Origin of the sequence: Streptomyces sp. (assembly GCF_035645055.1) — a bacterium.
Lineage (GTDB): Bacteria > Actinomycetota > Actinomycetes > Streptomycetales > Streptomycetaceae > Streptomyces.
Window position 1 is genome coordinate 83,584 of the sequence record NZ_DASQNH010000094.1, and the last position, 12,805, is coordinate 96,388.

Sequence of the window (12,805 nt, forward strand, 5' to 3'; positions counted from 1 at the left end):
GGCAGACGGTCAGGTGCCGTCCGGTGTCCTGGCGCCCCGCCGTCCGCCGCGGGCCAGCAGCACCGCGCCGCCGGCCGTGAGGACGAGCCCCGTCACCGCCGCCGTGAGCGGTATGGTCCGGCCCACCGCGCGCAGCCGGGCGTTGTCCTCCTTGGCGCGGCTCACCGCGAACTCCTGGGTGGCGGTGGTGTGGGTGAGCTTCGGGACGTCGAGGAGCACCACCGCGTCCTTGTCACCGCCCGGCGCGCGCAGGGTGCGGCGGGGGCCGAGCTGGGCGTACAGGGTGCGGCCGGTGGTCTGGTCGACGACCAGTCTGATGCCGTGGTTCGCGTACCACTCCTCGGCGAGCACCTGGGCGGCCCCCGGCCGCCCCACCAGCGCGCCCGGCACCTGGCGGGTGCCGACCTTCGTCGGCGGGACGGTGCCGGTGAAGACGTAACCCCGGTGGCCGTGGATCTTCTCGGTGCCCCGGTAGGACAGGGTGACCGTCGAGCCCAGCTGGCTGTCCCACCAGCTGTACGGGCGCTTCTCGACGCCGAAGGGGAACTTCAGGTAGGCCTCGCCCTCGTGGTACGGCTGCTCGTCGCAGCAGTGCGCGGGCCGGTTGGTGCCGCGGTCGGTGACCCAGCGGTCGGTGGAGAAGTCCAGCGCGTCGTGCGGATCGGCGGCGGGCAGCGAGTCGTCGGTGTCGACGGTGGTCACCACGTCCCAGACCGCCTTGCCGCTGCGCTCGCTGTCGGCGACGTCCCCGCGCACCCGCTGGGTGACGGTGATCCGCCGGTCGCGGACCGTCTCGGCCTCGCCGACGTCGAAGTAGCTGCCCGTTCCCGTGTAGACGGCGGTGACGTCGATGTCGATCGGGTTCACCGCCGCGCGCGGCTTGACGTACCAGACCAGCATCGGCGCGAGGACCAGCAGGAAGACGCCCAGGCCCAGCAGGACCAGGGAGAGGGGCGAGGTGCTACGGCGCATCGGCACTCCGGCACTCCAGGGCTCCGGGGCAGCGGCGGCCCCGCTGCCCGGCGACCGTACGGCGGCCCGTACGGCGCGTCTACGCATCCGCGTGACAAAACCGGCCCCGCCGACGGGCCCGCACCCGGCCCCTCGGCCTCAGGAACTCCTGTGCCGCCGGTAATGGCGGGCGACCCGGGTGCGGTTGCCGCAGCGGGCGGGGGAGCACCAGCGGCGGCGGGGGTGCGCCGGCAGGAACAGCAGGACACAGTCGTCGGCCTCGCACTCCTTGACCCGGGCGACCGCCGGGTCGGCCAGCAGGGCGGCGGCGGCCTCCGCGAGCAGCGCGGCCAGCCGGACGCCGAGCGGACCGGTGCGGCGCGGCGGGGCGGTGACCGCCGTACCGTCCCAGACCGGGACCAGGACGGCCGGGGCAGCGCGCTGGGCGTCGGCGAGTCCGCGCAGCGCGGACTCCGGCGGACGCCGTCCGTCCAGCAGCGCGCGCAGCGCCGCCTCGGTATGGGCGCGGACGGCGTGCACGGGGGCGAGGTCGGCCTCGCTCGGCGCGGGGCCGACCGTCTCCCCGGCCAACCGGTCCGTCTCCCCGCCCAGCCGGTCCCTCTGCCGGGCCAGCCAGGCGGCGAGCCGGTCCGGGGTGCCGAGCAGGTCGGCACGGCTTCCGCCGCTCAGCGGACGGGTGTTGACGAGGTCCAGGGGGAGGGGCTCCCCGGTCGGCAGTGCGCTGACGTTCATGAAGTCTAATGCTACATAAAGCAGTTGACGCGTTAGAAGAGGGTGACGTATGACTGTCGCATGACCACCTCGGCGATCGCCCCGCGCATCAGCCCGCCCGCCCGAACCGCCCACCGGCACCTGCACGTCGACGGGGCCGACGTCTTCTACCGCGAGTCCCTGCCCGACCGTCCGGACGCCCCCGTACTGCTGCTCCTGCACGGCTTCCCGTCCGCCTCCCACCAGTTCCGGCGGCTCATCGACACCCTCGGCCGGCACTACCGGCTGATCGCCCCCGACTACCCGGGCTTCGGGCACACCCGCGTCCCGGACGACTTCACCTACTCCTTCGACCGGCTCACCGACATCGTCGAAGGCTTCACCGAACGGCTCGGACTGACCCGGTACACGCTGTACCTGTTCGACTTCGGCGCCCCGGTCGGCCTGCGCCTGGCACTGCGCCACCCCGGCCGCGTCGCCGGCCTCGTGGTGCAGAACGGCAACGCCTACCTCGACGGACTGTCCGACGCCGCCCGCGAGTTCACCGCCCTCACCCCGGACACCCCGGGCGCCGAGCGGACCGTCCTCGACCTGTTCACCCTCTCCGCCACCCGCGCCCAGTACGAGGGCGGCACGGCCGAACCGGCGCTCGTCGCCCCCGAGGGCTGGCTGCTCGACCAGCACTTCCTCGACCAGCCGGGCCGCAAGCAGGCTCAACTCGCCCTGGCCTACGACTACAAGAGCAACCTCGCCGCCTACCCGGACTGGCAGGCCTGGCTGCGCGCCCACCGCCCGCCCACCCTCATCACCTGGGGCACGGGAGACCCGTTCTTCACCCCCGACGGCGCCCGCGCCTATCTGCGCGACCTGCCCGACGCCGAACTGCACCTGTTCCCCACCGGGCACTTCGCCCTGGAGGACCACCTGCCGGAGATCGCCCCGCTGATCGCCGGATTCCTCGACCGCACCTGGGACCGACCCGCCTCGGAGGCCTCGTGATCATCCGCCCGCTGACCGGCTCCGACACCGACCGGGTGCTGCCCCTGCTGCCCGCCGGGGAGGTCGGCGTCTGGGCCGACGCCGACACCTTCCGCGACCGGCTCGGCACGGGCGAGTACCGGCCCGAGCGGAGCTGGCTGGCCGAGGACGGCGGCGAGCCGGTCGCCCTGGCCGTCTGGTGGGGCGGACCGCACGACACCGAGCCGGCCGCGCTCGACGTGCTGAACGTCCGCGACCTCGACGGAACCGACGAGGCCCGCACCCGCCTCGCGGCCCGGATCCTCACCGCCGCGCACACCGCCTTCGCCGCAGGCGGCCTGACCACCCCGCCCGAGTACCACGTCGCGCTGCCCGCGGACTGGCGCGAGCGGCCCGAGGCGGCCGCCGCCCTGCGCTGGCGCCGGGAGGCCGCCCGGCGCGCCGGACTCACCGCCTCCCTCGAACGGCTCCGCTTCGAGTGGACCCCCGAGACCGGTGTTCCCCGGCCCTCCGGCCGGCTGCGCTTCCGGGCCGAGCCGGACGACGAGGTCTTCGTCGACCTGTTCCGCCGGGTGCTGGAGGGCACCCTCGACACGGCCTCCCGCACCGCCGCGGCGGCCGTGGGCGCCGAGGCGCAGGCCCGGGCCGACGTCGCCTTCTACCGGGAGGAGATGCCCGGCGACCGCGCCTGGTGGCGGATCGCCGAGACCCCGCAGGGCCGTCCGGTCGGCTTCGCGCTGCCCTCCCGCAACCCCGGCGCCCATGTCGTCGGCTACCTCGGCGTGCTGCCCGAGCACCGCGGCCACGGCTACGCGGACGACCTGCTGGCCGAGATCACCCGCTTCCTCGCCGAGGAGGCGGGAGCGGACACCGTGCGCGCCGACACCGACCTGGTGAACGCCCCGATGGCCGCCGCGTTCACCCGTCTCGGCTACCGCAACTTCGCCCGCCGCCTGGTGCTTTCGGCGCCGTAGGACGGCCCGCGGCCCGGACGGCCGCCGTCCGGACGCGTTCGGCGCGCGGGCGGACGGCCGGTGTGGAAGATTGCCGACCAGGGAAGCCGGGTGCGGGCTCGCTGTCCCCCACACAAGTGCTGCTCGGGTGCTCGCCCCCGGCCTCCCCCGAAGCCGTCCTGGACCGGGCCGGGGCGCGGCACGGCCCCGCTCGGCGTGGGCTGGGTGGTCTGGCGCTCCGCCGACCTGCTCCCCGAGGACCTGGTGTTCCGCGTCTGCTGCCTCGGCGGCGACCTGCCCACCTTCGCAGCCGGCGTCCCACCACCGAGTCAGGCGGTGCGCACCTCCTCGATCGTCACCGGCCGGTGCTCGGCCCGCGACAGCGTGCACGCCTCGGCGATCCAGCCCGCCTCCAGCGCGTCCTCGACCGTGCACGGCGAGGGCCGCACACCGGCCACCACCTCCGTGAACGCGGCGAGTTCGGCGCGATAGGCGGCGGCGAAGCGGTCCATGAAGAAGTCGTGCGGGGTCCCGGCCGGGAAGGTGACGCCCGGCTCCACCGAGCGCAGCGGCAGTCTGTCCTCCAGACCGACCGCGATGGAGTCGGCGAAGCCGTGCAGCTCCATCCGCACGTCGTGTCCCCGGGCGTTGTGGCGGGAGTTGGAGACGACCGCGATCGTCCCGTCGTCCAGGGTGAGCAGCGCACCGGTGGTGTCCGCGTCGCCCGCGGCGGCGATGTGATCGGCGCCCCGGTTGCCGCCGACGGCGTACACCTCGGTCACCTCGCGGCCCGTCACCCAGCGGATGATGTCGAAGTCGTGCACGGAGCAGTCCCGGAAGATGCCGCCGGAGGCCGCGATGTACGCGGCGGGCGGCGGCGCCGGGTCCAGGGTGGTCGACCGCACGGTGTGCAACGGGCCCAGTTCACCGCTGCGCACCGCGGCACGGGCGGCCGCGAAACCGGCGTCGAAGCGGCGGTTGAAGCCGATCTGGATCGGCACGTCCGTGCCCCGCACGGCGTTCAGGACCGCGACGCCCTCGCTCATGGTGCGGGCGACGGGCTTCTCGCAGAAGACGGGCACCCCGGCCCGCGCGGCGGCGAGGATCAGGCCCGGGTGGGCGTCGGTCGCGGCGGCGATCACCACCCCGTCGACCCCGGCGGACAGCACCGCCTCCGGCGAGTCCACGACCTCCCCGCCGAACCGCTCCGCGGCGGACTTCGCGGCGTCCGCGAACGGGTCGGTCAGCACGAGCGAGTCGACCGCGTCGAGCCCGGACAGGGTCTCGGCGTGAAAGGCGCCGATGCGGCCGAGGCCGAGGATTCCGATGCGCATGGAACGGCTGCCGTCCTTTCGCTGACAGGGGCGACGGAGTGCTGTCATTCTTGTCAGGACAAAGCTTTCCGGCAACCATCAGCGAGCCGTCAAAAAACCCTCAAGAAGCGCGAGGAGCCAGGCGTGGGCCATCCCTTCCCCCTCCGGGAGATCGCACGTCAGGCCGGGCTGAGCGAGGCCACCGTCGACCGCGTCCTGAACGGGCGCGGCGGGGTGCGCCCCAGCACCGCGCAGGAGGTGCACCGGGCCATCGCCGACCTGGACCGGCAGCGCACCCAGGTCCGGCTCGTCGGCCGCACCTTCATGATCGACATCGTGATGCAGGCGCCGGAGCGGTTCTCCACCGCCGTCCGCACCGCCCTGGAGGCCGAGCTGCCCGCACTGCACCCGGCCGTGGTGCGTTCCCGCTTCCACTTCCGCGAGACCGGCCCGGCCGGCGAACTGCCCGCCACCCTGGACCGCATCGCCCGGCGCGGCTCCCAGGGCGTCATCCTCAAGGCGCCGGACGTCCCCGAGGTCACCGCCGCCGTCGGCCGGCTGACCGCCGCGGGCATCCCGGTGGTCACCCTCGTCACCGATCTGCCCGCCAGCGCCCGGATCGGCTATGTCGGCATCGACAACCGGGCGGCTGGCGCCACCGCCGCGTATCTCCTGGGCCAGTGGCTCGGCGACCGGCCCGCCCATGTGCTCACCAGCCTCAGCAGCGGCTTCTTCCGCAACGAGGAGGAACGCGAGATGGGCTTCCGGGCCACCCTGCGTGCCCGGCACCCGGACCGCACCCTGGTCGAGATCGCCGAGGGCCAGGGCCTGGACGCCACCCAGTACGACCTGGTCCGCGCCGCCCTCGACCGCGACCCGGAGATCCGCGCGGTCTACTCGATCGGCGGCGGCAACATCGCCACGCTGCGCGCCTTCGAGGACGCCGGCCGGGAGTGCGCCGTCTTCGTCGCGCACGACCTCGATCACGACAACACCCGGCTGCTGCGCGAGCACCGCCTGTCCGCCGTCCTCCACCACGACCTGCGGCACGACCTGCGCGAGGCCTGCCATCTGGTGATGCGGGCGCACGGCGCGCTGCCGCCCGCCGGACCCACCCTGCCGTCCCCGATCCAGGTGGTCACGCCGTACAACGTGCCTACGACAGCGCCGGGCTGACCCAGGCACCGCTGCGCGCCGAGCGGATCATCGCGTCCAGGACGGCGGCGCCGCGCACGGCGTCCGTGAGCGTCGCGCCGTACGGTCTGTCCTCGGCGATCGACCGCAGGAACCGGTACGCCTCGATCACCTTCAGGTCGTCGTAGCCCATGGCGTTGGCGGCCCCCGGCTGGAACGCGCCGAACTCGCCGTCGCCGGGGCCGACGTACACCGTGCTCACGGGCTGGTCCTGGTAGCGGTCGCCGCGGCAGACGCCCAGCTCGTTCAGACGCCGGAAGTCCCAGAACACGGCGCCCCTCGTGCCGTGCACCGCGAAGCCGTAGCCGTTCTGCTCGCCGACCGAGACCCGGCAGGCCTCCAGCACGCCGCGCGCGCCGGAGGCGAAACGCAGCAGACAGCTCACGTAGTCCTCGTTCTCGACCGGGCCCGGCTCCCCGCCGGCCGCGCGGCTGTGCCCGGCCGTGGCGCCGGCCGGGCGGGCCCGCTCCGGCACGAACACCGCCGTGTCGGCGGTCACCGAAGCGATCTCGCCGAGCAGGTACCGGGCCAGGTCCACGCCGTGCGAGGCGAGGTCGCCGAGCACTCCGCTGCCGCCCCGCTCCCGCTCGTACCGCCAGGTCAGCGCGCCCTCGGGGTGGGCCGCGTAGTCACTGAAGAGACGGATGCGGACATGGGTGGGCGTGCCGATCGCGCCCTCGGCGATCAGCGAACGGGCCGTCTCCACGGCGGGCGCGTTGCGGTAGTTGAAGCCGACCGCGCCCCGCACCCCGGCCGCCGCGACCGCGTCCGCCACCGCGCGGGCGTCCTCGGCGGTCAGGCCCACCGGCTTCTCGATCCAGATGTGCTTGCCCGCCTCGGCCATCGCCACGCCGATCTCGCGGTGCAGGAAGTTCGGGGCGGTGATGCTGACCGCCCGCACCCGCGGATCCGCGGCCACCTCCCGCCAGTCGCGGGCCGTCCCGGCGAACCCGAACTGCTCGGCGGCCCGCTCGGCCCGGCCGGGCACCTCCTCGGCGACCGTCACCAGCTCGGGCCGCAGCGGCAGCTGCGGATAGTGGTGCCGGACCCGGGCGTACGCCTGGGTGTGCACCCGGCCCATCCAGCCGAATCCGACGACGGCGACGCCCAGCGTCTCCACCATGACAGCCCCTCTCAGCCCGCCTTTGGACCGGTCCATTTCCTGTCCCGGTCACCTTGGGCGTCGCCGCTGACCGGTGTCAACCCTCCGCGCGGCCTTTGACAAGGCGGCGCGGCACATGGAACGGTCCATCCCATGAGACCGCCGACGATCCGCGATGTGGCCGAACGGGCCGGGGTGTCCAAGTCGCTGGTCTCACTGGTGCTGCGCGGTTCGCAGCAGGTGCGGCCCGAGAAGCGGGACGCCGTGCTCCGCGCCGTCCGGGAGCTGGACTACCGGCCCAACTCCGCGGCGCGCAGCCTCAGCGAGCAGCGCACCCGCACGATCGGCGTCCTGCTGCACGATCTGCGCAACCCCTGGTACGTCGACCTGCTCGACGGCCTCAACTCCCTGCTGCACACGGCGGGCCTGCGCACCGTCCTCGCCGACGCCCGGCTCAACCGCCGCACCGGCCAGGACCCGGCCGGGCCCTTCCTGGACCTCGGGGTGGACGGGCTGGTCGTCGTCGGCACCCTGCCCGACCCCGCCGCGCTCGCCCCGGCCGCCGCGCGCATACCCGTGGTGGTCGCCGGGGCCCGCGAGGAGGCGCCGCCCGGCGTCGACCTGGTCGCCGGCGATGACACCCACGGCGCGCGGCTCGTCACCGAGCACCTCGTCGGGCTCGGCCACCGCCGGATCGCGCACATCGCGGGCTACGGCGCCGTCGGCGAGCTGCGCCGGCGCAGCTTCGAGGCGACCATGCGGGCCCACGGCCTGGCCGAGGGCGCGCTGGTCGAGCCCAGCGACATGACGGAGGAGGGCGGCTACCGGGCGACCGTACGGCTCCTCGGGCGTCCCGGCCGGCCCACCGCCGTGCTCGCCGTCAACGACATCGCCGCCGTCGGCGCCCTGTCCGCGGCGGCCGAACTCGGTCTGCGCGTCCCGCACGACCTGTCCGTGACCGGGTACGACAACACGGCCGTCGCCCGGCTGCGCCATCTGTGGCTCACCACCGTCGACCACGCCGGACACGAGGTCGGCCGCCGCGCCGCCCGCTGCCTGCTGGACCGCTTCGAACGGCCGGGCGGCGAGGGCCGCACCCATCTCGCCGCGCCGGCCCTGGAGATCCGCGGGACCACCGCCCCGCCACCCGGTGCACCGCTCACAAGTTGATCGCGTACGCCTTGCGCAACGTCTCGTGCACCGTCCAGGTCGTACGGTCGCCCGCGCGCAGCACCGCCATGTCGCCGGGCCCGACCCTCAGCGTCGGCCCGTCCTCGACCTCGATCGTCGCCGACCCGCTGATCACCACGAACAGCTCGTCCGCCTCGGTGTCGGTCACCACGCCCGGCGTGATCTGCCAGATCCCGCGCACCTGACGGCCGTCCGCCGACTCCCACACCACCTTGCCGGTCACCTCGGGCGTCCCGGAAAGGATCTGCCCGGGCTCCAGCGGTTCCGGTTCGAGCTCGGCGTCGGGGATGCGGACAGCGAAACTGTGGGTCATACGCCCGACCCTAGCCAGCCGCGACCCCTGCCCGGCACCGACAGAGTGTGCGGGATCGTCCCGGAGGGCCGGACACTTCGTCGCGCATTCGGCCGGGACGGCTGGTCGGCCTCGGGGCCGGAAGGTCCGGTCCGTCATACACGGGGATCTGGTCGCTCGGTCGCGCGCGGGCCCGGGTGCCCCCTCGCCCACCCGGGCCGGACGCTGGTCGCGTATCCGCGTCGGACGCTTCGTTGCTGAGCCAGGCCGAACCTGGTCGCGCGTCCAGGCCGAACCCTGATCGCGAACCCAGCCCGGACGCTGGTCACCCACCCCGGCCCTGTGGCCGCCGGACCTACGCCCCGCGACCGAGGAGAGCCACGACGTCGACGACTGGCTCACGGTCACCGCGACCGGTCGGTGCGTCGGTGTGACGGCGGAGTCCACCGCCCACCAGTACCGGCGGCCCGGCGTGGTCTACCGCGCGGTGCGCGACGCCGAACCGGTCGCCGTGCGCCTCGCCTGGTGACGGGACGACCCGCATCCGGCCGGCCAGGCGGTGCTGGAGCTGCTGACCGAGCTGTACCGCACGCAGTGAAACACCCGAGTGGACGGGTGCGCGCCCCCCGTGCGGCCGCCGTGGCCGCGCGGGTCGAGGCCGTGGCGGACGGCGAGCCGAGGACATCCGCGACACCCAGGAACTGCGGGACCTCCTTTCGGCCGACGCACCGCTCGAACACCCCCCCGGGCCGCGCGAGGAGGCACTGGGGAAGTGACCGGCCCCCCAGATGAGGTAGGGTCGACCTGCACGATCACGCGGCAGACCGCGTGTCGGCCGCCGGGACGTGGCGCAGCTTGGTAGCGCACTTGACTGGGGGTCAAGGGGTCGCAGGTTCAAATCCTGTCGTCCCGACACGGCGAAGGGCCCTCACAGGGAAGACCTGTGGGGGCCTTTTTCACTGTCCGGGCTCACTGGAACGGCGTGGCCGAGCGCGTCATCTCCCCCGTGGATGACGCGCTCGGCCGCTCCCCCGGTGCCGGACTGCGGTCTCGTGTCCGCGTGCGGTGGACCGGGCCGTCACCAGCACATGACGGCCGTCTCGCCCGAACCCCAGGCGGAGTACAGGCGTACGCGGACGACATAGCGGCGGCCCTTGACGAGCCGGGCGCGGACGGTGGCGTTGCCGGCGGTGCCGCCGTCGTCCTGGGCGGTGAGATAGCGGGGTTCGCCGTCGCGTTCCTCGAAGACCACGACGACGGTGTCGGCGGCGCCGAAGACGCCCACCGTGTACTCGCGGGTCTCCGGCGGCTCCACGGCGAAGTCCGCCTGCCCGCCGGGCGCGAGCCGCAGCGGTGCCGACCGGAACGGCACCAGCTCGGGCGGCCGGGGCGCGCCCGCCGGCGGGTACCAGCGCAGCGCGAACTCCTTGTCCGCGGCGGACAGCGTGCCCGGCGGATGCAGCCCCCCGCGGTACTGCTCCGGCTCCAGGATCAGCCCCGGCGAAAACGGATACTCCATGATCGACTGCGGGTCCCAGACCGCGCCGTTGACCTCGTCCCGCTCCAGCTTGCGCAGGACGTTGACGTACGTCCGGTCCCGGGTCCAGAAGTTGGGCGGGCCCGCCAGCTCCTCGTAGACGGCCTCGTCGTCCCAGTGGATACCGGCGTACGGGCTCTGGTGCTCGTGCGTCATGCCCAGCGCGTGCCCGATCTCGTGCAGGGCCGTGGCGCGCTCCCCGGGCGCGGTCAGGTCCCAGCCGAAGTTCATGGTGCGCTCGTGCAGTCCGGCCCGCAGGGCGTCCCGGCCCACGAGCGACCAGGATCCGTCGCCGGGCTGGAACCCGATGCGCAGCTCCGCCTCCGACCGGTCGCCGACCTCGGTGAAGGTCAGCCCGATGCCGAGGCGCTGCCACTCGTCGAAGCACTCCCGGACGACGTCCTGCTGTTCCTTGCTGCCCGCCCACGGCACCCGGCGGGTCTCCCCGGTCCCCGGCACGGGGATGACGGAGCCGTCGGTGTCGCCGTCGAAGAAGCAGTAGTGCAGCACGGTGCCGTTGACCCACATCCGGTGCCCCCGGACGAGCGCACCGATCCGCTCGGCGGCCAGCCCCGGCGCGAAGGCGGGGGCGGGCTGCTGCGCGAGGGAGCAGTAGCGTGCGGTCATGGGCCCAGACTGCCGTCCGGCGGCCCCGGGCGCCTGAGTCGGGGTCTACTCAACCGCCCCTGTATCAGGACTGAGTAGCGCGGCTCCTGCTGACGTGATGACTTACGAACAGGACGTGAAGACCCTCCACCTGCCCTGGCCCTTCACCGGGCGGGAGGACGAACTGGAACTGGTCCGCCGCTCGCTCGCGGCCGGCCGGCCCGGCATCGTGGTCACCGGACCGGCCGGCGTGGGCAAGACCCGGCTGGTCACGGAGGCCGTCCGCGGCACCGACTGCGTCCGGGCGGCCGGCAGCCCCGAGTCCCGGGGCATCCCCTTCGCCGCGTTCGCGCACCTGCTGCCCGAGTCCGTCACCCTGCACCGCGCGCTGCGGCTGCTGTCCGGCGTACGGCTGCTGCTGGTCGACGACGCCCACTGGCTGGACGAAGCCTCGGCCGCCCTCGTCCACCAGCTCGCCGTGCACGGCCGCACCCGGCTGGTGGTCGTCGCCACCGACGGCGCACCCGTGCCCGGCGCGGTGTCCCGGCTGTGGACCGGCGAACTGCTGCCCCGGCTCGCCGTGGAGCCGCTGCCCGCCGAGGAGACCGCCCAGCTCGCCGCGGCGGGCGCGGGCCGCCCGCTGGAACCGCTCACCGTACGGCGGCTGCACCGGCTGTGCCGGGGCGATCTGCGGCTGCTGCGCGACCTGCTGGGCGCGGTGCGCGAGAGCGGGCTGCTCACCCGGGTGCCCGGCACCGACGAGTGGGCCTGGCGGGGCCCCGTCCCACTCACCCCGGCCGTCCGCGAGCACACCGCGCCGGTCCTCGACCGCACCGGTCCCGGCGAGCGGGAGACCCTCGACCGGCTGGCCTTCGCCGAGCCGCTGGCGGCCGACGCCGACGCCTTCGACCCGGACGTGCTCGAACACCTGGAGGCGGCCGGGCTGATCCACCTCGACGAGCGGCACGGCCTCCGCCTCGTCCACCCCCTCCACGGCCCGGCCCTGCGCGCCACGGCCGGAAGGCTGCGGGCGCGGCGGCTGACCGGCACGCCCGGCCGGTACGCGCCCGCGCTCACCGCCGAGGCGGCCACGCTGGCCCGGCGGATCGCCGACGCCGACGTGCGGCCGCTGCCCACGCCCGTGGGGGAGTGGCTGGCCGCGGAGGGCGGGCCGGTGCCGCCCGGGTACGCCGCCGTGCGCGCCCGCTACGCCCGGCTGCGCGGCGACCTGCGCGAGGCCGCCGCCTGGGCCCGCCAGGGCGCGGACGACACCGCCTGCCGCGTCGAACTCGCCCTGGCCGCCGCCCAGTCGGGCGACGCGGAGACCGCGCTGGGCGCCCTCGACGGCCGTACGGCGCGGGGCCCGGCGGCGGTGTGGACGGCCGCCGCGCAGGGGGAGACGGACGCGTGCGCACCGGCACCCGCTCAGAACTGCGCCGCCTCGGACGACATGTACGACGTGTACGACGCCGTACGCCTCGGCGCCCCCGAGTCCGTGCTCGGCCTGCTGCCCGCCGGGAGCCTGTTCGCGGAGCACGCCGCCGCCCTCGCCCGCCGTGACGGCCCGGCCCTCGACCGAGTGGCCGCCCGCTTGGAGGAACGCGGCTTCCTGCTCTTCGCGGCGGAGGCCCGCGCCCAGGCCGTCCCGGCCCACCGCGACCCCAGTGCCGCGCGCACGGCCCGCACCCGCGCGGTCGCCCTGGCCCGCCGCTGTCCCGGTGCCCGCACCCCCGCCCTCTCCGGCTTGGTCCTCGGCGAACTCACCACCCGCCAGCGCCAGATCGTCACCCTCGCCGCGGCCGGCCTCAGCAACCGCCAGATCGCCGAACGGCTGACCCTGTCCGTCCGCACGGTGGGCAACCACCTCTACAGCGCGTACGCCCGGCTCGGCGCGAGCGACCGGGGGGCGCTGCCCTGGCTGGTGGAGCTGCCGGCGCCGCAGCCCGCGTGAGGCGG

The 12,805-nt window shown here is 74.8% G+C and carries 11 protein-coding genes, 1 tRNA gene and 1 pseudogene; 7 read left to right on the plus strand and 6 right to left on the minus strand.

Features of this window, described 5'->3' with window-relative positions; translation table 11 throughout:
• Positions 1-9: 9 nt before the first annotated feature.
• Positions 10-972, minus strand: coding sequence for a DUF3068 domain-containing protein (locus VE614_RS30060; RefSeq protein WP_324944201.1), 963 nt, complete (start codon positions 970-972; stop codon positions 10-12).
• A 138-nt stretch (positions 973-1,110) separates the two neighbouring features.
• On the minus strand, positions 1,111-1,704 hold the full coding sequence (locus VE614_RS30065) for a CGNR zinc finger domain-containing protein (RefSeq protein WP_324944204.1): 594 nt from the start codon (positions 1,702-1,704) through the stop codon (positions 1,111-1,113).
• Positions 1,705-1,764: 60 nt separating this feature from the next.
• Between VE614_RS30065 and VE614_RS30070 the strand changes: the two genes are divergently transcribed.
• Entirely contained in the window at positions 1,765-2,682 is a 918-nt protein-coding gene (locus VE614_RS30070; protein ID WP_324944207.1) for an alpha/beta hydrolase, read from the plus strand.
• On the plus strand, positions 2,679-3,635 hold the full coding sequence (locus VE614_RS30075) for a GNAT family N-acetyltransferase (protein ID WP_324944210.1): 957 nt from the start codon (positions 2,679-2,681) through the stop codon (positions 3,633-3,635). Before VE614_RS30070 ends, VE614_RS30075 begins: the two co-directional genes overlap by 4 nt.
• A 308-nt stretch (positions 3,636-3,943) precedes the next feature.
• Here the strand turns inward: VE614_RS30075 and VE614_RS30080 are convergent, their stop codons facing one another.
• A complete protein-coding gene (locus tag VE614_RS30080; RefSeq protein WP_324944213.1) occupies positions 3,944-4,948 on the minus strand; it encodes a Gfo/Idh/MocA family protein in 1,005 nt (334 codons plus the stop codon).
• Between the two features lie 123 nt (positions 4,949-5,071).
• On the opposite strand from VE614_RS30080, the gene VE614_RS30085 reads away from it, so the two are divergent.
• Positions 5,072-6,103 (plus strand): LacI family DNA-binding transcriptional regulator, encoded by a 1,032-nt coding sequence (locus VE614_RS30085; protein WP_324944216.1) that lies wholly within the window; start codon positions 5,072-5,074, stop codon positions 6,101-6,103.
• Here the strand turns inward: VE614_RS30085 and VE614_RS30090 are convergent.
• Entirely contained in the window at positions 6,084-7,244 is a 1,161-nt protein-coding gene (locus VE614_RS30090) for a Gfo/Idh/MocA family oxidoreductase (protein WP_324944219.1), read from the minus strand. The two genes, VE614_RS30085 and VE614_RS30090, sit on opposite strands and share 20 nt — an antisense overlap.
• Positions 7,245-7,376: 132 nt before the next feature.
• Between VE614_RS30090 and VE614_RS30095 the strand changes: the two genes are divergently transcribed.
• Positions 7,377-8,393, plus strand: a complete 1,017-nt coding sequence (locus VE614_RS30095; protein ID WP_324944222.1) for a LacI family DNA-binding transcriptional regulator — start codon at positions 7,377-7,379, stop codon at positions 8,391-8,393.
• Here VE614_RS30095 and VE614_RS30100 read toward each other — a convergent pair.
• Positions 8,383-8,727, minus strand: a complete 345-nt coding sequence (locus VE614_RS30100) for a cupin domain-containing protein (RefSeq protein WP_324944225.1) — start codon at positions 8,725-8,727, stop codon at positions 8,383-8,385. The genes VE614_RS30095 and VE614_RS30100 overlap by 11 nt on opposite strands.
• Positions 8,728-9,037: 310 nt before the next feature.
• Here VE614_RS30100 and VE614_RS30105 point away from each other — a divergent pair.
• Both VE614_RS30105 and VE614_RS30110 read left to right on the plus strand, forming a co-directional pair.
• A pseudogene (locus tag VE614_RS30105) lies at positions 9,038-9,304 on the plus strand (LysR family transcriptional regulator); the annotation flags it as partial.
• A gap of 241 nt (positions 9,305-9,545) precedes the next feature.
• Positions 9,546-9,619 (plus strand) — tRNA-Pro (locus VE614_RS30110).
• A 165-nt stretch (positions 9,620-9,784) separates the two neighbouring features.
• On the opposite strand, the gene VE614_RS30115 is transcribed toward VE614_RS30110, so the two are convergent.
• Positions 9,785-10,870: a M12 family metallopeptidase gene (locus VE614_RS30115; RefSeq protein WP_324944228.1), complete on the minus strand. Its 1,086-nt coding sequence runs from the start codon at positions 10,868-10,870 to the stop codon at positions 9,785-9,787.
• A gap of 97 nt (positions 10,871-10,967) precedes the next feature.
• Here VE614_RS30115 and VE614_RS30120 point away from each other — a divergent pair, with 97 nt between their 5' ends.
• Complete coding sequence (locus VE614_RS30120) at positions 10,968-12,800, plus strand: LuxR C-terminal-related transcriptional regulator (protein ID WP_324944231.1); 1,833 nt, start codon at positions 10,968-10,970, stop codon at positions 12,798-12,800.
• Positions 12,801-12,805: the final 5 nt, after the last annotated feature.